Origin of the sequence: Roseibium sp. Sym1, assembly GCF_027359675.1 — a bacterium.
Lineage (GTDB): Bacteria > Pseudomonadota > Alphaproteobacteria > Rhizobiales > Stappiaceae > Roseibium.
Map to the genome: position 1 here is coordinate 3,285,708 of NZ_CP114786.1, position 22,841 is coordinate 3,308,548.

A 22,841-nucleotide genomic window follows, 5' to 3' on the forward strand; every position below is an offset into this window, starting at 1 on the left:
CGGATCGCGGGGAGTGCGGGGCATTCAGGCTAACACCCCCGCGCCGGCCGGGAATTGGACTTAGGAAGGAGAAAATTCTTCGCGAACATGCTGGACTTCAATTTCCGGGAGAGGTGCTGGTGGCTTAAGTTATTGAGTCAAAAGAAATTTTCTGATCATTTCGCCAGCCGGCCGGGCCGTGCGGCCGTTCCGGTGTCACACCGGGAGCGTCAAAATTGGTACCTAAGTGCAATACCCCCGGCAGCCTGTTCTTGAAAGTTTTCAGAACGGCCGCCTCTGTCTTTTCAGATCGCGACCGGTACCGGACAGCGCAGGGAGGAAGCACATGCGCCGATATTTGATGACAGTGACTGTCAGTCTGCTCGCGACGAGCACGGCACTGGCGGGCGTCACGGAAGAAGATCTGGCCAACGACCAGACCAATACTTCGCAAGTCGTTACCAACGGGATGGGCCGGCATCTGCAGCGCTACAGCCCGCTGGAGACCCTCAACAAGGACAATGTCGCCAATCTCGTGCCCGTCTGGGCGTTCTCGCTCGGCGGCGAAAAGCAGCGCGGTCAGGAAAGCCAGCCGCTGATCTATGACGGCGTCATGTACATCACCGGATCGTATTCGCGGCTCTATGCGATCGACGTGAAAACCGGTGAGGAACTCTGGCAGTACGATGCCCGTCTGCCCGAGGGGATCCTGCCCTGCTGCGACGTGATCAACCGCGGCGCCGCGATTTACGGCGACAAGATCTATTTCGGCACGCTCGACGCCCGCATCGTCGCGCTGGACCTGAAAACCGGCGATGTGGTGTGGCGCAAGAAAATCGCCAACTACAAGGAAGGCTATTCCTACACCGCCGCGCCGCTGATCGTGAAAGGGCTGGTCATCACCGGCAATTCCGGCGGCGAGTTCGGTATTGTCGGCGAAGTGCAGGCGCGCGACGCGGAGACCGGCGAACTTGTCTGGACCCGTCCGGTGATCGAAGGTCACATGGGCACGTTCAAGGGCGAGGAAAGCACCATGACCGGGACGCTGAACGCGACCTGGCCCGGGGATCTCTGGAAAACCGGCGGTGGGGCAACCTGGCTCGGCGGGTCCTATGACGCCGACACGGACACGCTTGTGTTCGGCGCCGGCAACCCGGCACCCTGGAACAGCTGGCTGCGCAATGCCGGCGAACCCGTGGAAGGCAATGCCGGCGACAATCTCTACGCCGCGTCGCGTCTCGGCATCAACCCGGACAACGGCGAAATCAAGTGGCATTTCCAGACGACCCCGCGGGAAGGCTGGGATTTCGACGGTGTGAACGAGGTTGTTGCCTTCGTCGACAGGGACGGCAACAAGCGTTTCGCTACGGCCGACCGGAACGGGTTCTTCTACGTGCTCAACCGGGAGGACGGCGCGTTCGTGAACGCCTATCCGTTCGTCAAGAAGATCTCCTGGGCCGAGGGCATCGATAAAAACGGCCGCCCGATCTATGTCGAAAGCAACCGGCCCGGCAATCCCTCCGGCGCGGCCGACGGCAAGAAAGGCGAGGTCGTCTTCGCCGTGCCGTCGTTCCTCGGCGGCAAGAACTGGATGCCGATGGCCTACAGCAATCGAACGGGCAATTTCTACGTTCCGTCCAACGAGTGGGGCATGGACATCTGGAACGAGCCGATCAACTACAAGAAAGGCGCGGCCTATCTTGGAGCCGGCTTTACCATCAAGCCGCTGTTCGAGGATCACATCGGCTCGCTGAAGGCGATCGATCCGAATACCGGTGAGATCAAGTGGGAATACAAGAACGGCGCGCCGTTGTGGGCCGGCGTCATGACGACGGCGGGCGGACTGGTGTTCACCGGGACCCCGGAAGGCAAGTTCCTCGCCCTTGATGACGAAACCGGCGAGGTCCTGTGGTCCTTCCAGACGGGCTCCGGCATCGTCGGCCAGCCGGTGACCTGGGAACAGGACGGCGAGCAATTCGTGTCGATCGTGTCCGGCTGGGGGGGCGCGGTTCCGCTCTGGGGCGGCGAAGTCGCCAAGAAGGTGAACTACCTCAATCAGGGCGGGATGGTCTGGACCTTCAAGCTGCCGAAACAGCTTGCGTCCGCGAACTGATCGCACGAAGGGACCGAAACGCGCACCTTGAGTGCGCGTTTTGTCGGAACCGGGCTGCCGGCCCCACCGTGTATCGTGGCGGGGGCCGGCAAGGCCGGTGTCTTCGCAGACCGGGAGGAGAAGATGGCGGTATCCATCGGGGGCGTGGCAGGCAATCACGCCGACTTTGTCTACAGCGTAACCGGATCGGCCAGGGCCGCGCAATCGCCCATTGCCGCGTCGTGGTGGCGGTCGCTTCACTATCACGGTCTCAGACCGGAAACGAGTGTGCGGCCCGATGCCCTGTCGGGGGCGGAACTGAACTGCGCGCGGGGACAGATCGACGACATCCTTGCTATTGCCCGGCCCGTTATCGGACGGCTGTTCTCGGTTGTCGGCGATCCCGGCTGCTGTGTTGCCCTGAGCGATGCCGACGGCGTCGTCTGCGAAATGCGCTGCAAGACCGGCGACCGGAAGGAGTTCGACAATATCGGCTTGAGCCCGGGCAGCGTCTGGCGCGAGGAGACCGAAGGAACCAACGGTATCGGTACCTGCCTTGCCGAGAAACAGCCGATCATGATCCATCGCAATCAGCATTTCTACAAACGTAACACCGATCTGAGCTGCATCGACGCGCCGATTTTCGATTCCCGTGGCCGTCTGGCGGGCGCACTCGATGTCTCGAGCTGCCGATCCGACCTGACCATTGCCTTCGCCCGCGTGATCGCCGTTGCCGTCAGCGACGCGGCCCGCCAGATCGAGGCCGAGCTGTTCCATGCGGCCTATCCGGATGCCAGGATTGTCGTCGGGGAGGCGGGCTACAAAGGCGGACCTGTTCTTTTCGCGATCAATGAGGACGATCTCATCGTTGGCGCGACGCGCGCGGCACGGCGGCTCTACAAGCTGCCGGCCGCCTGGCACGGAACACCGTGTCCTGCCAGCGACGTGCTCACGGGACGGCGCCACCGGTCCGACTTCAAGTCCGCCATCCGCGGCGAAGTCCAGCGGGCGCTGGCCCGGTCGAAAGGAAATGTCGCGGAGGCAGCCCGAGACCTCGGGATCAGCCGTGCGACCATGTACAGGCGCATGAAGACGCTCGCCGCGCAGTAGCGCCCGCGGAAGCCCGAACGCCGGCCGGCACTTGCGCCGCCGCGGCGCCGTCTCGCAACGCGGCTTCCGGTGATCTGTCTTTCGGGGAGGGTATAAAACCGTTGCATCCTTTTTGACCAAAATGAATACTGCTTAGGCGGTCTGTCGATCGCCAATGGGAGGAGCAACCGGATTTGAAATGTGAACGCAGGACATATTCCTGCGGCATTGTCGTTGTGTTCGGAAGCGAACTGTCCGTGGAAGACTTCGCCGATGATCTCGCTGCCGCAGCGAAGGAGGCCGAGGCATCGCTGGCTTCGATATACTTCTGTCAGGAAAGCTTTGAACCGGAAGCGCTGGTGGCGGCGTTGCGCAAACACGCCCCCTGGCTGAAATACGTCGGCAGTTCGACCGCAGGAGAAATCACCCCTGCCGGCTATAGCGAAGGTCAGATTATCGCCATCCTGTTTCCGAACGACAGGTTCCAGGCGTCCGCGATTCTGATCGAGAATATCTCCACCTGCTCCATGGACGACGTCGTGGCGCGGATCAGCGACACCCGCCGGGACTTCGAGGAAGGGCTGGAGAACGACGCGCCGTCCATTTTCTCCGTTCTGTTGATAGACGGCCTTTCGCGTGCCGAGGAGGCCTTCACCTCGGCGCTCTACTGGAGCCTCAACAACATTCCTCTGATCGGCGGATCCGCAGGCGACAACCTGCGTTTCCGGGAAACCAGTCTCATCATGAACGGACGGGTCGCGACCGACGCGGCCATCGTCATTTTCATGCACAGCGAAGTGCCCTTCCGGGTGTTCAAGACCGACAATTTCGTGCCCACGAGTCACAAGCTGGTCGTGACCGCGTCGGATCCCGACAGCCGGACGGTCACGGAGTTGAACGCGGAGCCGGCGGCAAAAGCCTACGCGGAGGCGATCGGTATCGATCCGGAATCGCTCGGACCGATGAGTTTCGCTTCCCACCCCGTCGTTGTCCGGGTCGGTGGCGACTATTATTGCCGCTCCATCCAGAAGCTTAATCCCGACGGTTCCCTGTCGTTTTTCTGTGCCATCGACGACGGCATCGTGCTGACCATCGCCCAGCCGATGGGAATGGTGGAATCCACCGGCGAGAAATTGCGGGAAATCGAGGAGGACCTCGGCGGCATCGACGTATTGTTGGGCTTCGACTGCGTGCTGAGACGGCTGGATGCCCAGAACCGTCAGAGCTTTTCCGCACTTTCCGCGCTTTACCGGGAGTATAATGTTTCCGGTTTTTGCACCTACGGCGAACAGTTCCGCTCCATGCACCTAAACCAGACCCTGACGGGCATTGCATTCGGACCCGGACCGGCGGATTGACGATATGGCCTTGAGCGAAGTCGAAAAGCTGAAGCGGATAAATGCCGCGCTGATGGAGCGGGTGGAGCGGTCGATGGACCAGCAGGGCAGCTCCTTTTCGCTTTTTCAAACGGCCATTGGCCTGGAAAAGCAGGTCCGCCAGAAGACCGACGAACTGGCCTTTGCCCTGCGCCGGCTGGAACATACCAACCAGGAACTCAACACCGCCAAGGAAGCCGCGGAACAGGCCAACATTTCCAAGACGCGCTTTCTCGCCGCGGCCAGCCACGACATTCTGCAGCCACTCAACGCCGCGAGCCTGTCGATTTCGACCCTGGCCGACCTGCAGACCACGGGGGAGGGCCGCGCCCTTGCCGCCCAGGTCGAAAACGCGCTTGCCACCATGGACGAACTGCTCAAGACACTGCTCGACATTTCCAAGCTCGACAGCGGTGTCATGGTGCCGGAGGTCCGCCCGCTCCCGCTCGCCGACATGTTGAACGGACTTCGCGACGATTTCGAAGCCTTTGCCGCCGAGCGCAGATTGCGCATTCGCTTCAGGTTTTCCCGGCACCAGGTCCTGTCCGACCGGACGATGCTGAGACGGATCCTCCAGAACATCATTTCCAATGCCGTCAATTATACGCCCACCGGCGGTGTCCTGGTTGGAACGCGCAAACGCGGCGACCGGCTGCGGATCGACGTTGTCGACACCGGGATCGGCATTTCGGAGGAAGGGCTTCGCCACGTTTTCGAGGAATTCTATCGCGGCCGGCAGCCCAAATCGGTTCAGAAAAACATCTGCGGCGGCCTGGGGCTCGGACTCTCCATCGTTCAGCGCATGGCCACGGCGCTCGGTCACGAGCTCACGGTCAGCTCGTCGTCGGGGAAAGGCTCCCGCTTTTCCCTCTATGTCCCGCTTGCGGAGGCCGGCACCGCCGAGCAGACCGGCCCGGCGCCCGCGGCGTTGCGGTTGCCGGCCAATACCCTCGCCGGCGCACGCGTTCTGCTGCTGGAGAATGACCCGGCGGGCATCCAGGCCATGGAATCCCTGCTTTGGCGCTGGCAGTGCTCCGTCCGTATCGCCAGTCAGCGCCAGGAAGTCGACGAGATCCTCGCCGACGAAACCTGGCGGCCCGACGTTGTCCTGGCCGACCAGCACCTGGACAATGGCGATCTCGGCACGGAGATCGTGGAAGCGGTTCTGACCGGGCCGGAGCAGTCCATGCCGGTGATCTTCATCACGGCCGATCCGGATGACGACCTGACACACAAGGCAGGCGAACTGAACGCGGAGCTGATGTACAAGCCGGTAAAGCCCGCGGAACTGCGATCGCTGATGGCCAGTCTGCTGTCGCCGCGCCGGACGGGGCCTGCGCCCCCGCCGGTCTGACCGCAGGGCGGCGGTTCATCCGGTTTCGCCGCGGTTCAGGTGTCGGTCGGAGCGCGCCGGTGGCTCTCGTCGGCTTCCAGAAGGTTTTCGGCGTCTAGCCGGGAGACTTCAATCACCGCCTTTGTGCGGCTGTAGACATTCAGTTTGCGCAGGATTTCCGACACATGCGCCTTGACGGTGGTTATGCCGATATCGAGTTCGTAGGCGATCTGCTTGTTGAGAAGGCCGGCGCGCATCATCTGCAGAACGCGCTGCTGCTGCGGGGTCAGCGTTGCGATGCGGGCAATGATATCCTTGCGTTCGAGATCCTCTCCCGTCGGCTCCTGCGGTTTGTAGTCGTCCGGCAGATAGACGTCTCCGTCCATGACCACCTTGACGGCTTCGGCAAGGTCCTTCTTGCTGCTGGATTTCGGAATAAAGCCGCCGATCCCGTAGGTCAGCGCTTCCTCGATGACCCTGGGATCGTCATGACCCGAGACGACGACAACGGGAAGCCGCGGAAACAGGCCCCGGATCCGCATCAGACCGCTGAACCCGTCCGCGTCCGGGATGTTGAGGTCCAGAAGGAGCAGGTCGAAACTCTTGTCCGCTTCAAGGATCTCGATCGCCGATCCAACGCTCGTTGCGTCAACCATTTCGACCGTGGGAAGCACGTTCCTGAGGGCTCCCAGAAGTGCTTCGCTGAACAGCGGGTGATCATCAACTATCAAGACCCTTGTCATCTCGTCCTTCACGCTCGTCAGCATCGATCACGACAGGATAGCATATCTCATTCACTTTAAAACGGCGCTCGAGTCACGACATGATGCAACCCGTCTTGTTCAGGCGGCGGCTTGAAAGGTTTGCGGAAGTAGCTTAAGCGATTGACTTGACGTAGGAATCGGTTGTCCAGGCCCATCGCTCCACCTCATCCCGCGAGCGACGCCCGCCATGACCGGAGATACGTTGCCACCGTTTGCTTTGCCAGCCGTTGAACGCAACAAGGTTCGAGCAGGATGCATCGGTAGAGGCCGAAATCCGCCCAAATTCAAAGTTTGCAACAGAGACCGCGCGAACCTGGGTCATTCCTCCCGAAAGGCCCGGTTGATCTGGTCCATCAACGGCTTCGTCAGGTAATTGAGCGCGGTGCGGTCCTTGGTCCTGATGAATGCTTCGACGGGCATGCCGGAAATCAGCGTGTGGCCGTTGAGCCGGGCTAGCTCGGTCTCCGGAATCGCGATCCGCACCTTGTAGAAGGATTGCCCCGTCTGCTCGTTCACCACAACGTTGGGAGACACGGTCTTCACGGAACCGTCAATCTCGGGCGTTGTTCGTTGATTGAAGGCGGAGAAGCGCAGCTTCGACAGTTGTCCCGCATGGATTTCGTCGACGAATTGCGGCTCGACATTGGCCTCAATCTCGAAGTGACCGTCCTGAGGGATGAGTTGCAGGACCGGATCCCCCGGACCGATGACACCGCCGATGGTAAAGACACTGAGTTCATGGACAATCCCGGCAACCGGTGCCGTGATTTCAACCCTGCTGAGCTGCTCCAGCGTCGCATGGAGCTGCTGCGTCATGTCGTTGACTTCCTGTTCGACCTGACGCAGTTCGGTCAGCACCGTTTGCCGGAACTCCCTTTCAATTTGCAGGATCTGGATTTCGGTTTCGCTGATCGCATTCTGGATGCGGGCGAGCTCCGCGTCTCTCTCCGCGATCTGCCCGATAATGTCTTCCCGTTGCCGCTCAAGCGCCATCAACTGCGACTTGGGCGACAGCCCCTTTTCATTCAGGGTGCGGATGCTGTCGAGTTCCTGGTCCAGAAAACCGAGCTGGGTGCGCTTGGATGTCTTGAGCGCCTCCATCCCGGCGATCTGGTTCTCGAATTGATGGACTTTCTCCCGCAGCTGTGAAATCTGCCCTTCCCGGGTGATGCGCCGGGCCTCGAAGAGTTTCCGCTGTCCCGTCTTCACCGCGGGAATGATGTCGACCTCCAGGAGTTCCAGAATGCCGTCATCCCACCGGACCGCGTTCAATTCGTCCCGTTCGGCGACAAGTCTCGCGCGCTGCGCGACACCTTCCCGCAACCGGTTCTCGTAGATCTTGAGATTTGCCTTCAGCAAGGTGTCGTCGAGACGGATGAGCAGGTCGCCCTTTTCGACACGGTCTCCGTCATCGACCCGGATCCTGTCCACGATGCCGCCGTCCAGATGCTGGACGGTTTTGGGTTTTCCGAGGACAACGACCTGCCCCGTGGCGATGACGGCTCCCGAAAGGTTGGTGAAGGCAGCCCATGCTCCGCCGGCGACAAACAGAAACAAAATGAGCGCCAGCCCGGTACCCACAATTCGGCCGGTGGACGTCTTGACCTCGGTATCGCTGGACTGGTGCATCCCCATGTTCCGCTATGCCCGCTTCCTGGACGTTGGTTTCAGGACCTTCCTGGTGCCGGCCCCGGGGCGCGCCGGAGCTTGCTCGCCTTGTGGCAGACTTGGCCGGATGACTTTCTGAAGCACGTCCTGCTTGTCTCCGAATTCAACCTGCTGGCCGTTCCGAAGCATGAGGACCTTGTTGACCGCGTCAATGGCGCTGGGTCTGTGCGCCATGACGACAACACAGCTCCCCGCGTTTCGTAACGCCGCGATCGCACCGCTCAACGCCTCGTCGCCGTCGGTGTCGAGATTGGAGTTGGGTTCGTCCAGCACGACCAGGGGCGGTGTTCTCAACACGGCGCGGGCAAGACCGATCCGTTGCACCTGGCCGCCGGACAGCACCTGCATTCCGTTTGAAAGGTCGGTTGAATACCCGTCCGGCAAGGCAAGGATCAGATCGTGCACAGCGGCGAGTTTCGCCGCCGCAACGACATCTTCATCCGTGACCTCCTCGTCGAAGCGGGCAATGTTCTGCCGGATTGTCCCCGGCAAAAGCTCCATCGATTGCGGCAGGTAACCGATATATTTGCCGAGTTCGTCCCGGTCCCATTGGTCGAATGCGGCCCCGTCCAGCCGCACGGAGCCCTTGTCGGGCATCCATACGCCGACCAGGAGCCGCGCGAGCGAGCTTTTGCCGGAGGCACTTGGTCCGATCACGCCCAGGCCGTCGCCCGGCTCCAGATCGAAATGAAGGCCCTGCAGGATCGGGCGCCGGTCGGTCTGACCGGCGTCCGCGGCAGGCGAGAGTTTGACCAGGTTCGAAACCGACAGACGTCCCTTCGGAACCGGCAGTTGAACAGGTTCGTGCCGATCATTGCCACGCGCCATGAGCGCCGACAATCTGCCGTAGGCCTGACGGGAACGAATGAAGTTCTTCCAGTTGGCTACGGCGGCATCGACCGGCGCCAGGGCACGGCCGCCGAGTATGGATGCGGCGATCATCGTTCCGGGCGATATTTCCTGGTAGATCGCGAGATAGGCACCCAGGGCCAGCATGCCGGATTGAACAAGCATGCGCACCGCCTTGGTCAACGCCGTGATGACCTCGGACCGTCCACCGCCTTCCTGGGCCCTGGCCAGGGCCACGGTGCGGAGTTTCTGCCAATGTTCCGTGACCCGGCTTGTCATCCCCATGGCGACAATTGCCTCGGCGTTCCGGTTGCCGCCATCAGCAAAGACCGCGTCCCTGAGCTCCCAGCCGGACGCTTCGCCAATCGGTTTGCGGGTGATGAATTCGTTGACGATTGTCGCTGAAATCACCACCACCGCGCCGGCCGTTGCCAGCAATCCCAGCCACACATGCAACAGGTAGACAATCGCCAGATAGAAGGGCACCCAGGGCAGATCGAAGAGCGACGGCAGCCCGTTCGAACACAGGAACTGACGCAATGTACTCAGATCGTTTATGGGCCGGGATTTGATCCTGCCTTTTGCCAGTCCCGAAAAGATCCAGATCTTGTTGGCGAGAGCCGACAGTTGAACATCGAGCCGGTATCCGATCCGCGACAAGGCCCTGGTCCGGATGAGATCGAAAGTCCCCAGGAAGAGATAGAGAGCGGCCACCAGCGCAAAAAGCGCGACGAGTGTCGGAACCGAACGGCTCGCGAGCACCCGGTCATAGACCTGGAGCATGAACAGCGGACCGGTCAGCATCAGGATATTGACGGCGCAGGAAAACACGCCGACGGCCGCGAACGTTGCCCGCGACCGCCTGATTGCATCTGCCAACGGATTGCTGCCGGATTGATCGATACGTTCGGGCATGGGCGCGGTTCAATTCCGGAAAGGCAAATGGTTGTTGAGGTCGCCGGCGCACCGAAACCGGTGCGCCGGCGAAGTGGGCCCTAGTAGAAGGTGAAGGCATCCTTGTCGAGTGCGGCCAGACGCGTATGCGCGAGCACCAGTTCGTCTCCGTTGCCGAAATCGAAAACGACGTTCCGGCCGTCTTGCGACGCCGTGGCCATCAGGTCGTCGAAGCTGTTAATGCCGTTGACGTCGATCGAAATTGAATCGCCGCGCGAGCGGAACCAGCCCCAGTTCAAGCCTGTCTCGAAGTCCATGATGGTGTCGCTGCCGCCGCCGGTCGCATACACAAAATTGTCGCGTCCCCAGCCACCCCACAGCCTGTCATTGCCGGCGCCTCCGGAAAGCGTGTCGCTGCCGAAGCCGCCATAGAGCTGATCGTCGCCATCGTTTCCTTGCAGGTCGTCGTCGCCGAGAAGCCCCCAAAGCCGGTCGCTTCCCGATCCGCCTGCAAGCTGGTCTCCGTTCAGGCCACCGATGATGATGTCGTTGCCGCCGGCGCCATAGATCTGGTTGGGCGACCAAAGATCCCCGAACATCCAGTCGTCACCGTCGGTGCCTTGCGTCCAGCCCTCGTAGGGGTCGTCCGCCTCGACAAGCAGACTGACCGTTGCGGTCGCGGTCAGCTCACCGTCACTGATGGTGTATTCGAAGCTGTCCTCCCCCTGGAAGCCGTCGGAGGCGGTGTAAACCACGTTGCCGTCCGCATCGATTTCCACGGTGGCATTGCCGGAGGTGCTGGTGACCGACGTGATCGTCAGCGCATCCCCGTCAATATCGATGTCATTGGCGAGAAGACCTTCGGCGGCGAAGGTGACCGCGGTTCCCGAACCAACGACAAAACCGCCCTCTCCAACGGCAACCGGCGCATCGTTGACCGGAGCGATGTCGAGGGTGAAGCTGTCGCTGACCTGAAGACTGCCGTCGGATGCCGTTACGGTTACATTCAGGCTTCCGTTCAGGTTTTCCGGCGGCGTTCCGGCAAAGGACCGGGTTTCGGCGTCAAAGGCCAGCCAGTCCGGCAACGGCGAGCCGTCCTCGAGACTTGCCGCAAACACCAGGCTGTCCCCGTCGACATCCGAAAAGGCGTCTTGCGGAAGCGTGAAGGAAATCTCCGTATCCTCGTCGAAGCTCTGATCCTCCAGCGCGTTGACCAGCAACGGGGCATCGTTGACCGGAGAAATTTCCAGAGTGAACGTGTCGCTCGCTTCCAGGGCACCGTCCGACGCCGTGACCGTCACATCGAAAGCACCATTGAAGTCTTGCGGCGGCGTGCCGGAGAAGGTGCGCGTGTCCGCATCAAAGGTCAGCCAGGCCGGTAGCGAGGACCCGTCGGCCAGTGAGGCCGACAGCACCAGGTCATCGCCATCGACATCCGTGAAGGCGTCACCCGGCACCGCGAAACTGATGGCGGCGTCCTCCGCGGACGTCTGATCGCCGATCGGATTTACAGCAACAGGCGCGTCGTTTTCCGCTGTTATCTCAAGCGTAAAGGTATCGCTCGCTTCCAGCTCACCATCGGATGCCGTCACCCTGACCTCCAGGGATCCATTGAAATCCTGAGGCGGCGTTCCGGTGAAGGACCGGGAGCCGGCATCAAAGGCGAGCCATGCCGGCAGGGACGATCCATCCGCCTGCGAGGCCGACAGCACAAGGGCATCGCCATCCACATCGGCAAATGCGTTCTGCGGCAGCGTGAAAGCGATCGCCGTGTCCTCGACAACGCTGCGGTCGGCAAGCGCGTTGGCCACGACAGGAGCGTCGTTCACGGGCGTGATCTCCAGCGTGAACGTGTCGCTGATCTCGAATTCGCCATCCGTTGCCGTGACCGTTACGTCCAGGGGCCCGTTGAAATCCTGCGGCAGTGTGCCGGAGAACGCGCGCGTCTCGCCGTCAAAGGCCAACCAGGCCGGCAAGGCCGATCCATCGGCAAGCCTCGCGGTGAAGGACAATTCAGCATCGTCAATGTCGGTGAAGCTGTCGGCGGGAACCGCGAATTCGACCGCCTGGTCCTCGGCAACACTCCGGTCTTCCAGCGGGGCTGCCAGGACGGGAGCGTCATTGACCGTGGTGATCGCGAAGGAGAACGTGTCGCTGACGCTCGCACCATCTGGGTCCGTCGCCGTTGCGGACACCGTGACAATCAGTGTGCTGTCGCGGTATTCCTGTGGCGGCGTTCCCGAGAACGTGGCCGTCGCGGGGTCGAAGTCGAGCCAGTCCGGCAGCGGCGAACCGCCGTTCATGGTCGCCGACAGTGTCAAGGCGTCCCCGTCGACATCCGCGAATGTGTCAGCGGGAATTGTGAAGTTGATGTCCTCGTCTTCCGAACTGAACTGATGATCGATCCCGTTCACGACGATGGGGGCGTCGTTCACGGGGGTGATGTTCAGGACGAACGTGTCTTCCGTCTCGAACTCGCCGTCGGACGCGACGACCCTCAGGTCGAGCGACCCGTTGAAGTCCTGTGGCGGCGTACCGGAAAACGTTCGCGTGTCCGCATCGAAGCCAAGCCAGGCCGGAAGGTCCGAGCCGTCGGCAAGCGTCGCGCGATAGGACAGGATATCGCCGTCATCGTCGCTGAACGTTCCGTCCGGCACCACGAAGGACCAGGCGGTGTCCTCGTCGACCGACTGATCGATGATCGCGCTGGCAACCACGGGAGCAACATTTGCCGGTTCGATCGTGAGACTGAACCCGGATTGCGCGGTTTCGGAGCCGTCGCTGGCAGTGACGACGACGTCGAGCGCCCCTGCAAAGTCTTCGGGAGCCTCGCCAAGAAACACGCCGGTATCCTGATCGAAGGTCAGCCAGTCCGGAAGCGCGGCCCCATCCGCAAGAGACGCCGACAACGAGAGGTCGTCGCCGTCCACGTCACTGAAGGCCGACAACGGGACAAAGAAGACAAACGCGTTGCTGGCGACATAGGTCTGGTCGCTGATCGGCGTGCCGGCCACGGGAGCGTCATTGACGGCCTCGATATTCACCTGGACACGGGCGGTATCGGTCTTCACGCCGTCCGACACCGTGTAGTCGAACTCGATAAGGCCCGAGAAGTTTTCCGGCGCCGCAATGCGGATCTGGCCTTCCGCGGTCAGGGAGACATCCGCATCCGGCGATGCGACCGCGACGACCGACAGGACATCGCCGTCAATGTCGAGATCGTTGGCCAGCAGGCTGGCGGGATCGAGCAGCAGCACCTGGTCTTCAACGCCGGCTACCTGGTCATCGGAAGCGGCGGGCCCGTCGTTCAGGGCGGTAAGATCAACGGTGACCCGGCCGATGGCTTCGGCGCCGTCCTTGTCAACGACCGTGTATTCAAACTCCACGGCTCCGTTCACGTCCGCGTCCGGCCGATAGACGATCCGGCCGGCCTCGTCGAGTTCCACGGAACCGGAAGAGGCATTGCCGACGCTGACCAGCGTGACGGCGTCCCCGTCCGGATCGTCGACCTGGTCGGTGACGTATTTCGGGTTGAGGATCAGGACCGTGTCCTCCAGGCCGCTCACCTCGATATCGTTCGCGATCGGGGCAAGGTTCGGCGTCAGATCCACGACCGCCTGTTCGCCGCCGTCTTCATCGGCGAAGACCAATTTCTCGACGTTGACCAGGCGGTTGACACCGTCCCGGCCCGTTGTGTCCGTCACGACGGTCCACGCGCCGTCGGTCTCGATGGTGTAATCCGACCGGTGTCCGCGGAACACGGCAACGTCCCGGCCCGCGCCGCCGTCGACCACATCGTCACCGCCGCGCAGTTCGATCGTGTCGTCGCCTTCGCGGGCATCGATCAGATCATTGTTTTCAAAGCCGATGACGAGATCCGACCCGGACGTGACCGCTTCAGCAAGCAGGCTCTGGCGGATCTGGAGGCTGGTGAAGACACTGCCGTCAGCCGTCTTGAACTGCTCGATCTCACGGCCGTCACCGGCGAATTGCCCTTCGATCAGAAGCGTGTTGACGGCCTCGCCGCCAATCTCGATCAGCAGATCGTTCGAGTCCTCGCCGACCCGCCGGAAGGCCAGGCGTTCGGCGGTGATGCCGTCACCGAACTGGATCGTGTCGAACCCGCCCCTGTCTTCGGCAATGTCGCTGTCGGCCCCCAGCTCGAAGATGTAGGTGTCGTTCCCCGTGCCGCCCGACAGATGGTCATTGCCGCTGCCGCCATCGAGGACGCCGCCGGTATCGTCCGTCCGGATGTTGTTGTCGCCGTCATTTTCGATGTTGCTGACCAGAGCCGCGACTTCCGAACGCGTCAGGCTGGTCCCGTCCGCGAAGGTGAACACCTCGATGCCCGCCTGGAACAGCGCGTCCGCGCCGAAGTCGGCCGCGGCGAAGTGGTTCCAGTATTCCTGCGTGACCTCGCCGTACTCCCCGAGGCTCGGATTGTCCGTTCCCGGAGGGAACGCAAACGGGTCGAATTCCTTGCTCATCCGTCCCCAGTTGGCGTCCGGCATAAGCTGATCCCTGATCAGCATCTTGTCGCCGGTACCGATGATGGTGATTTCGAGATCGGCCAGGCTATTGCCGACGGCCGTGAACGTCAGGTCCGAGACGGAAATGCCGTCGCCGAAGAACAGGGTGTCGGTCTCGCGCAACAGCGAAAGATCCATCGGCCCGCCTTCGAACTCATAGGTGTCCGGGGTGTAGAGCAGACCGTCGGATGTCTCGACGATCTCGTCGTGGCCGGCGCCGATTTCGAAGCCGTAAATGTCGCTGCCATGCCCGCCGGCAAGAACATCGTCTCCCGCCGTCGGCGCGAAGATGTCTTCCAGACCCGTTCCGACCTGATTGTCGTTGCCGTCGGTGCCGGTATTGGTGATTTCGGCGATGTTTTCCGCGGCAAGCGCCCGGCTGGTGCCGTCGCTGAAAAACAGCTGGTCGACATAGGAGAGCACCTTCAGCCCGGCATCCGTGCCATAGTCGGTATCTTGCATGGACACATATTGGTTGACGATGGTGATGCTGTCGCCGGTGTCCAGCGTGATCACCAGATCCTGACCGTTCTCGCCGCTTCGGCTGAAGGAAAGGCTGTCAAAGGTAATGCCGTCGCCGAAGCTGATGCTCGTGGAATTGTATTCTTCGAGATTTGCATGGATGACGTCGTGCCCGTCGCCCGCGTCGAAGAAATAGGCCTGGTCGCCTCTGTTGCCGTAAAAGACATCGTCGCCCTTGCCGCCATCGAAGAGATCGTCACTCCGGTCAGACGCGCCGACGATCACCTGATCCGCATCCGTTCCGATCCGAAGATCCGCGGCGATGGACGAGACGTTCAATGTGGTTCCGTCCGCAAATTCAAGCGCATCCACACCGCCGATGTCGTCGCCGTAACCGCCGGCGAAGCTGATCGATCCGCCCTGCTGGAAGGTCGCCTTGATCCCCCAGGCCGGGTTTTCGAATTGCCAATTGTCGGTGTAGACGCTGCCGTCCATGTAGACGAAGCTGAACGAGACGTCGGAAACGGATATCGACGCATCGAATTCAATGACGTCGTGATCGCTTGAATAGGCATTGTCGTTGAAGATGAGATCATGGCCGTCACCGGCGGCATAACAGTAGGTGGCGCTGCCGTCATTGTCGACGATCACGTCGTCGCCTTCGCCGCCCTCCATGATGTCGGAGCCATAATCGCCGAAGATCAGGTCATTGCCTTCGCCGCCGGACAGGGTGTCGTTCCGCCAGCCGCCGTAGAGCTGATCGTTCCCGGCGCCGCCATGGAGTTCGTTGGCGGCCCGGAGGGACGACGAGGTGTCGCCGCGGTCACCACCGTCGAGAATATCGTCGCCGTCTCCACCGTTCAGGATATCGAAGCCGGAGCCGCCGAGGAGTATGTCGTTGCCTTCGCCACCGTTCACGGTGTCTTCGCCATCGCCGCCGTCAATCCGGTCGTTGCCGCCGAGACCCGAAAGCGTGTCGTCCCCGGAAAGCCCCAGGATCACATCGTCCTCTTCCGTGCCGTCCAGGACGTCTGCGTCGGCCGTTCCGAGGATCGCGCCATCCGTCCCGCCCGAATCCGCATAGGTGAGCACATCGTTTTCGGAAAAGCCGTAGGCGTCCCCGAAGTTGAAGGTCTCGATCTTGCCGAATGTTCTCATGACCGTCAGCTGATCGCCGCTGGCCTCGTGCAGGAACACGATTTTCCGGTCGTCATAGGTGATCGTCAGTTCGCCGAGGTCGTATTCGATCTCAACGACATCCTCATCGCGGACCCGCACGTTGCCGTTTGCATCCGTCGTGGTCGCGTCGGAGCCGAGGTCTTCGATCGTGTCCTGGCCGCTTCCGGCCTCGAAGAAATAGGTGTCGCCGCCGTCGAGGCCCCGGAAGGTATCGTTTCCGAGCGTGCCTTCGTTGCCGAGATAATCCGCGCCGGTTGTGCCGAAAACCTGGTCGTCCGCATCCGTCGGCGTCTGGAAAAGGACTGCAAGATCATCCGGTGTCAGGGTCGTTCCGTCTTCGAAGACAAAGGCGGAAACAATCGGGGACGAGCCGTCATACTGGTTCCGGATAATCAGGGTGTCGCCGGTCCCGTTGATCGTGATTTCCAGCGTGTCGAACCACCCGCCGGACCGTGTGAATGTCAGGTCGCCCGGCGTGACGCCCTCCCCGAAGAGGACCCTGTTGACGCCGTCGGCGGTATCCTGGATGACGTCCCGGCCGGATCCGATGCCGAATTTGTAGTCGGTATCCCTTGCCGCGCCTTGCAGGATATCGTTGCCGGCACCGCCATCGAGCGCCGATGTTCCCACCTGGATGATCAGGTCATTGCCGTCCGTGCCCGTTTCTGCAAGCGCGGCGATTTCGTCCGCGAAATCGGCAAAGGAAACTTCCTCGCCGTCCGCGAAGCGGATGACGCCCGACGCGGTCCCTTCCAGAAGCCCGCGGATGATCAGCATTTCGCCGGTGGCATCGATCTTGATCGCCGCGTCCGTCGTCAGGGCGTTCTCGATGCGGGAGAAGCTGATTTCCGAGCGGTTCAGATTGGCGAGACGCAGTTCGACGCGCGGTGTCGTGTCCCAGCCCTGCTGGCTGAACGGGTCGAGCGTGACGGTATCGGTTCCCTGTCCGGCGCCCCAGAACAGGATCTGCTTGTTTCCGCCGAGCACGATGGCATCGTCGCCCGCACCGCCGGAAACGACCGGGGTCTTGTCGCCGTACTGGTTGCCGGCAAAGGACTCGGTCAGGAAGCTGTCGTCTCCGCCGGAGCCGACACGCGCCGCGACAAGATCCTCGTAGGACAGATCGATGCCCGCACTGGCAAGCAACGCTTCCGCGTCGGCCCGGTAGCCGGCTCCTTCGTCCCCCGCCAGAGCCACGTCGGCAAAGGAGAGATAGATCATGTCCAGGATACGGATGCCGGCCTGGTAATGGGCGAGGGCCTCGAAAACGTCGCCGGGCGCGCTGTCGCTCAACCGCTGCAGGACGTCGGACGCATTGGTGTTTTCGGCAAGAATGAGGAAATGGTTGTTCTCGAAGGTCAACTCCGGAAACAGCTCCTGGCCGATCGGCGATTGCGCAAAGAGCTGAGCCGTCGTGGCCTGGAGAATGGCGTTGAACTGGTCGTTGAGGACGGCGCCCGCATAGGGGCGCGGAACGCTGCCGCTCCACTGCGCGAAGGACGTGTCGGAAAAGGCCTCGATCACTTCCACGGCGCGCCGGTCGGCAAACCGGCCCCGTCCGGTGGCGGTGTCCTCGTTGCTCACACCGGCCCAGGCATAAAGAATTTGTTCCGCCAGCGCGCTCGCCTGCGAGAGATCGGAGCCCTGGAGGGAGACAAAATCCTCGACCAGCGCCCGCAGCTCCGGCTGTTCCGACATGGCCAGGTGCAGCGGCTTGACGCTGCCGGCGCCATTCAGATCGGGAAGCGCGGCAATGGCCGGATCGAGATCCTCCGGAACCTCGTATTTGGAATCGTACTGGTTGAACCTGAACCAGACATCGGAAATTTCGCCGGTGCCGTTCGCGCCTTCGAAAGTGCCCCGGTCCGTGACAAGGTTTCCGTTGTTGTCTTCCGAGACCGCTTCGGCGGTCAGGGAAATCGAGGTCACGCCCTGTTCGGCAAGGGTCGTGAATTCGCCTTCGTCGGAAACGCCGTCGCCGTCCAGGTCCTGCCAGATGCGCAAACTGCTGTAGACGCCATCATTCTGGTCGATAACACCGTCGAGGTTCAGATCGAAATCGGCAAGTTGCGCAAACCCGCTGTCATAGCGGATGTCGATCCCGCCCGGACCGTCGAATACGCTTCCGCCCAGATGATCCCGCGACCTTGGATAGGTTTCGCCGTATCCGAACAGTTCGCCCGCGTCGTCGATCGTGCCGTTGCCGTTCCGGTCGAGGGTCAACAGGCCGTCGTCGGCCCGGACCCAACCGGTGCGCTCCCTCACGCCGTCCTTGTCGATGTCGAAATAGGCGCCGGACTCTTCAAGGGAAAGCAGCTCGATCCCGTCCCCGTCCAGATCAAGCACCAGCGGAGAGCCGTAATTGTCCGGGGACGGATCGCAGGGGCTGCCGTCCTTGGGATCCTCCTCGTCGAGCTTGATCCCGAGCTGCCCGTCCTTCCAGTTTTTGATGGTCAGCGTGCTGCCGTTGTAGGTGACGGTCAGACCCGAACCGGACTTCTTGTAGATCTCGCCGCTGGAGCCCTCATACTCGTTCTTGTCGTCGCTCTCATGGTCGTTGCCGCAGCCGCTTTCATCGGCCTTCTTTTCCCCGCCGGTGAGTTTGAGGCCGCCAAAATAGACGGTGCCTTCGCCGTCCCCGTCAGAGAGCGTTGTGCCGTCTCCGTCAATCCGGTAGGTGTCATCGCCGGTGCTGTCCGTGATTGTGTCTTCGCCGTCCGAAACATACTCATCGTTTCCGGCACCGGCTTCCAGTGTGTCTGTTCCGCCAAAACCATCGATTATGTTGTTCTCGTCGCCGGTGGTGATTACGTCGCCGAAAGACGTTCCAACGATTTCCTCAATTCCCTTTATGGTTACCTGGCCTGTCAAAGCCTCAGTGCTTTGGGAAAAGTCTGCTTTGTCTTTTTCTCCTGAACGGCCACTGACTTCTTTTGTCGTCGCCGCATCGAGAACGAAAGTATCGTCTTGATTGGTTCCTTCGAATTTCTCAAAATTCGCTATCTCAATCTGACTGTCGCCAGTGCTCAAAGTGCCGCCAACTGCATCCAGCTCGACACCATTCCCCTCAAAACCGAGATAGAATGTTGAGAGCAGATCTTCGTCTCCCTCTCCTGCGTCGAGACTTTCCAGATGCGCGGGAAGGCTTCGGACAATGACCTGATCATTGTGACCCGAACCGATGAGTTTCTCGATATTGAAAAGTGCGTCTATGCCTGAACCGACGACCGAGGCGGTATATTCCACACCTTCTCCCGGCTCGTTCTTGATCGCGATGTCGAGGCCGTTTTCAGCGTTGGAGTAGTCGGCAGTATCGATCCCCTCGCCACCATCGAGAATGTCATTGCCAGCTGAACTCACAATGGTATCGTCGCCAGCCGCTCCGTGGATAATTTCGGACTTGGAGCTTCCAGCCATTTCGGTGTTGTGCTCTCCCTCACGGTCCAACACAATCTCATCCGTGGCGAGGTTGAGAAGACTGCCGCCATATGCGTCGTTAAAAAAGTTTTGCGCATCAACCAACACCGACAATGCTTGACTCGTATCGATGTCTGATCGGAACGGACCGGAAATGAGATCAACCAGACTTGTAACGGCGAACGCAAGATTCGACCCTGCTTCCAGCGCAGCTTTTGCCGCCGTCAACAGTTCGTAGGTATCTGCTTTGTCAGGGATGATTTCTTCATAAAAGAAGCGGCTGACCCCGAGGGCCGGAAACAGGATATTTCCCGACCAGATCGCGGTTGGGTTCACCAGATCGGAAACGGATTCTACAATTGTATCGATCGTCTCCGTGGCATCGTTTTCACCGATCTGATCCAGCGTGGGCAGACGGTTCTCATTTGCCAGAATGTCGCTGAACACAGCTCGGCCGATATCGTCGGACGCTTTTTGCAAGATGTTTGAAATATCGGATGGTGAATAGCCTACACGGATCTCTATTTGCGCCGCAGTGTAGTTTCGGATGAAATCCGAGTAGGCACCAATACCAGCGTTGACATCCCGGGCAACGGCAAACCAGCGGTGAACGTTGGCGGGTACGGTTTCGCCGGCATCCACAGCTTCCTGCAAAATCTCAACGACGCGCGCGTAAAAGGACGAAACGTTCGCTGGGTAGGTCGTACCGTTATATTCTCCGCCATTAATTCGTGCGTTGAGTTCCGCGATATGATCATTGTTGAAAACAAACATTTTGCCCCACATCAATAAATTGTTGATCATTGACCATGTGCAATCCGCTATAATCCGGTTGCATCATGGATTACAACCGCCATAGCGCGAATTAATTGGAAAAATTGACGAGGCTCTGTCTGGAATGAGAAAACTTATCGTCTTTTGCGCCTTGCTCTTTCTGCCCATGGCTGATCCCAGTCCCGGCTATGCTCAGGACAGAGACGATACGGTCTGTCCGTTTGCCCCGGAAATTGAGAGCAAGATTGCGAAAATTGGTCCGTTGAGCTTCAGATATTGCGAAGGTTTCGGCCGCCATTCGGCACCACGTGAATTCTTGGTTGGCGAGAGTGAACTCTATCTGAATGATGTTCAAACAATCGAAAATGAGATTGAAGAAAAAACCGGAAAAATTTCTCGAGTCATATTTGTTTACAATGAAAAGCCGAACAGGAACCTGGACAAATTCATCCTTGATGCGACATTGGGGCTGGACCGGAACTCAGTTCCCGCCACGACGGCTTTGCGGGATCGTTCAACAGGTGAAACGGTCCTGCGTCTTTCGCACTATCCGAAGAGCAATACGGACTATTTCTATTTTCAGGAAGATGGGGATCCATCCAACGCAAACGCTTTTGTCATCTGCAATCTATTGAGTGAAGAACCCTCGTTCCGCAGGAGCAAGTTCAAGTTCCGCAGCAACGATGAACCTGTATATCGTCGTTGTTACTTCAGAATTCGCTACGAGGGCTCCGTCATGATTGATGCGGAATTTTACGACGTGATGTGGAACGAGCTGGCTGAAATCAAAGACAGCTTGACCGACACGCTTGATCGGCTGGTTGTCAGATAAGGTCTGCATACGAATATCGCCTCGGATTTAGACCACTACCGGTTTGCGCCGGGCGTTCCCATTTTTTTGAAGCGACGTCCTTCAGCATGGTATTGTCGAGCATGGCCTCAGCCAAAAGCTTTTTGAGCTTCGCATTCTCGGCCTCGAGCACCTTCAGCGTAAGCGGCGTTTTCACCCCACCTGGTCTGGTTTGAGACTTCCAGACTTCTGGTCGGCAGCGGATCTATTTTTTTGGGATACTTCCGCAGGCAATAAGCAAGTGTTCTGGGCTTAAGAAGCGTTCACCAGTACCGTGGGAGTCGGTACTGTGTGCCCAGAAGCTGCGGGCATCTGCAACTTTGTTGTTCGGAATTAGGATGATTGTGGCTCGCTCTGCCGAGTTGTCTGTTTTGACAAAAAGCCGAGCCTCCTCCCGCGAGGAAAAAACCGCTGCAAGCTGTTCATTGCCATAAAGCCCCTGCAGGACGAATTTGTTCTTCTGGTTCTCGATCGCACGCAGATTAAACCCCATTGGAGGTCCGTAGACCGACACACACAGGTTGTTGCTGTCGCACACAGTGACGGGATGGCAAAACCATGGCGGAGGTCCTGGATCCATTCTGGCAAGTGCAGACGGTGCAGAACAAAGAAAAAGCAAAAATACAATCGGTCTCATTACAAATCCTGGGCCTGCGGGATTGAAAGAGGAGCCGAGACACCAGGCAATGTCACGACGGCGTTTCGTCGGCTTCGTCCAGTTGTCCGAATGTTTTCAAAGGTTGACGGCACAGGCAGGCGAACAGGAAGCCAAGGATCAAACTGCCGCCCACGCCAACCAGATTGACAGGAACGCAGAAAAGGCTGTCCGGATCCGCCAGTGTTTGCCGTGAAACCAGGCAGGCTGCCGCTGACGGTATGATCACCAGCAGGAACAGGATCGAGGGAACTTTCCTCAGGGGCCTGCCTGTGTTTCGGACAAAGGCAAACAGGGCCAGTGCGGCAAGCGCAAGGTTTTGAATGAGCCAGCCCCAGGAACCGAGCGCGATCATGGTGAATATGGCCACGCCGACAAAGAGCCCCAGAAAAGCCGCTCCCGGGCCAACCGAGTTGATAAACCAGAAAAACAGAACAAAAACGAGGAAGCAAGCAATTATAAAATAATACAAGGCTGGCAGGAAGAACAACTAGCTATCCTTTTGCGAATAAGAAGTCATCCATTGTAATCACGCTTCCTGTTCGGTCTGGTGTCGCGCTATTTATATGTCAATTCTACCACCCTAGTGAATGGAAAACAGGTGCGCAAGTGAATTATACCCTTCCAGGTGGCGGGAGGCGTCTCTGGGGTTGCGGGCTGATCGGCAAGCTGTTGAGCTGCTTGTCCCTGGCTTTTTCCGGTTTCAAAACCGATGCATTGGAGTGCTGCCCGGCACGTACCCGGGCCGGGCTGCCCTGTTCCGGACCGGATCAGGAACCGGTGCCGGCTGCGCTGCCTCCGAACGTCGGACGCTGAAGCAAGCTGCGATTTGTTGTCCGTTGGTCTTCAAATAGACGGAGATCAGAGATGGCGAAACGCAAGCGGCATTCAGCGGAGTTCAAGGCGACAGCCGTCCTGCAAGGGCGGGAGA

Annotated in this window: 12 protein-coding genes; 5 read left to right on the plus strand and 7 right to left on the minus strand. The window is 60.0% G+C overall.

The genetic code is table 11. The annotated features are described in order from the left end of the window. Positions 1–325: 325 nt before the first annotated feature. From O6760_RS14950 to O6760_RS14965, 4 genes are all read left to right on the plus strand, one after another. The gene (locus tag O6760_RS14950) at positions 326–2,092 is read left to right on the plus strand and encodes a PQQ-dependent methanol/ethanol family dehydrogenase (RefSeq protein WP_269586157.1); all 1,767 of its coding nucleotides are present in this window, start codon (positions 326–328) and stop codon (positions 2,090–2,092) included. 123 nt (positions 2,093–2,215) lie between these two features. Further along, positions 2,216–3,181, plus strand: a complete 966-nt coding sequence (locus tag O6760_RS14955; protein ID WP_269586158.1) for a GAF domain-containing protein — start codon at positions 2,216–2,218, stop codon at positions 3,179–3,181. A gap of 173 nt (positions 3,182–3,354) precedes the next feature. After that, positions 3,355–4,518: an FIST N-terminal domain-containing protein gene (locus O6760_RS14960; RefSeq protein WP_269586159.1), complete on the plus strand. Its 1,164-nt coding sequence runs from the start codon at positions 3,355–3,357 to the stop codon at positions 4,516–4,518. 10 nt (positions 4,519–4,528) lie between these two features. Further along, a complete protein-coding gene (locus O6760_RS14965; protein WP_269586160.1) occupies positions 4,529–5,890 on the plus strand; it encodes a hybrid sensor histidine kinase/response regulator in 1,362 nt (453 codons plus the stop codon). Positions 5,891–5,925: 35 nt separating this feature from the next. Here O6760_RS14965 and O6760_RS14970 read toward each other — a convergent pair whose 3' ends face one another. From O6760_RS14970 to O6760_RS14985, 4 genes are all read right to left on the minus strand, one after another. Further along, the gene (locus O6760_RS14970; RefSeq protein ID WP_269586161.1) at positions 5,926–6,636 is read right to left on the minus strand and encodes a response regulator; all 711 of its coding nucleotides are present in this window, start codon (positions 6,634–6,636) and stop codon (positions 5,926–5,928) included. A 315-nt stretch (positions 6,637–6,951) separates the two neighbouring features. Continuing rightward, positions 6,952–8,262, minus strand: coding sequence for an HlyD family type I secretion periplasmic adaptor subunit (locus tag O6760_RS14975; protein ID WP_269586162.1), 1,311 nt, complete (start codon positions 8,260–8,262; stop codon positions 6,952–6,954). A gap of 12 nt (positions 8,263–8,274) precedes the next feature. Next, entirely contained in the window at positions 8,275–10,065 is a 1,791-nt protein-coding gene (locus tag O6760_RS14980; RefSeq protein ID WP_269586163.1) for a type I secretion system permease/ATPase, read from the minus strand. An 80-nt stretch (positions 10,066–10,145) separates the two neighbouring features. After that, the gene (locus tag O6760_RS14985; protein WP_269586164.1) at positions 10,146–20,405 is read right to left on the minus strand and encodes a putative Ig domain-containing protein; all 10,260 of its coding nucleotides are present in this window, start codon (positions 20,403–20,405) and stop codon (positions 10,146–10,148) included. A gap of 124 nt (positions 20,406–20,529) precedes the next feature. Between O6760_RS14985 and O6760_RS14990 the strand changes: the two genes are divergently transcribed. Next, positions 20,530–21,237, plus strand: a complete 708-nt coding sequence (locus O6760_RS14990; RefSeq protein WP_269586165.1) for a hypothetical protein — start codon at positions 20,530–20,532, stop codon at positions 21,235–21,237. Here O6760_RS14990 and O6760_RS33455 read toward each other — a convergent pair. Genes O6760_RS33455 through O6760_RS15005 form a run of 3 tightly spaced genes read right to left on the minus strand, consistent with a single transcriptional unit; the run spans position 21,230 to position 22,280 of the window. Then, positions 21,230–21,412 carry a hypothetical protein gene (locus O6760_RS33455; RefSeq protein WP_442969950.1) on the minus strand — a complete coding sequence of 61 codons (183 nt, stop codon included), beginning with the start codon at positions 21,410–21,412 and terminating at the stop codon, positions 21,230–21,232. The two genes, O6760_RS14990 and O6760_RS33455, sit on opposite strands and share 8 nt — an antisense overlap. Positions 21,413–21,460: 48 nt before the next feature. Continuing rightward, positions 21,461–21,892, minus strand: a complete 432-nt coding sequence (locus tag O6760_RS15000) for a hypothetical protein (protein ID WP_269586166.1) — start codon at positions 21,890–21,892, stop codon at positions 21,461–21,463. A 52-nt stretch (positions 21,893–21,944) separates the two neighbouring features. After that, on the minus strand, positions 21,945–22,280 hold the full coding sequence (locus O6760_RS15005) for a hypothetical protein (RefSeq protein WP_269586167.1): 336 nt from the start codon (positions 22,278–22,280) through the stop codon (positions 21,945–21,947). Positions 22,281–22,841 lie beyond the last annotated feature (561 nt).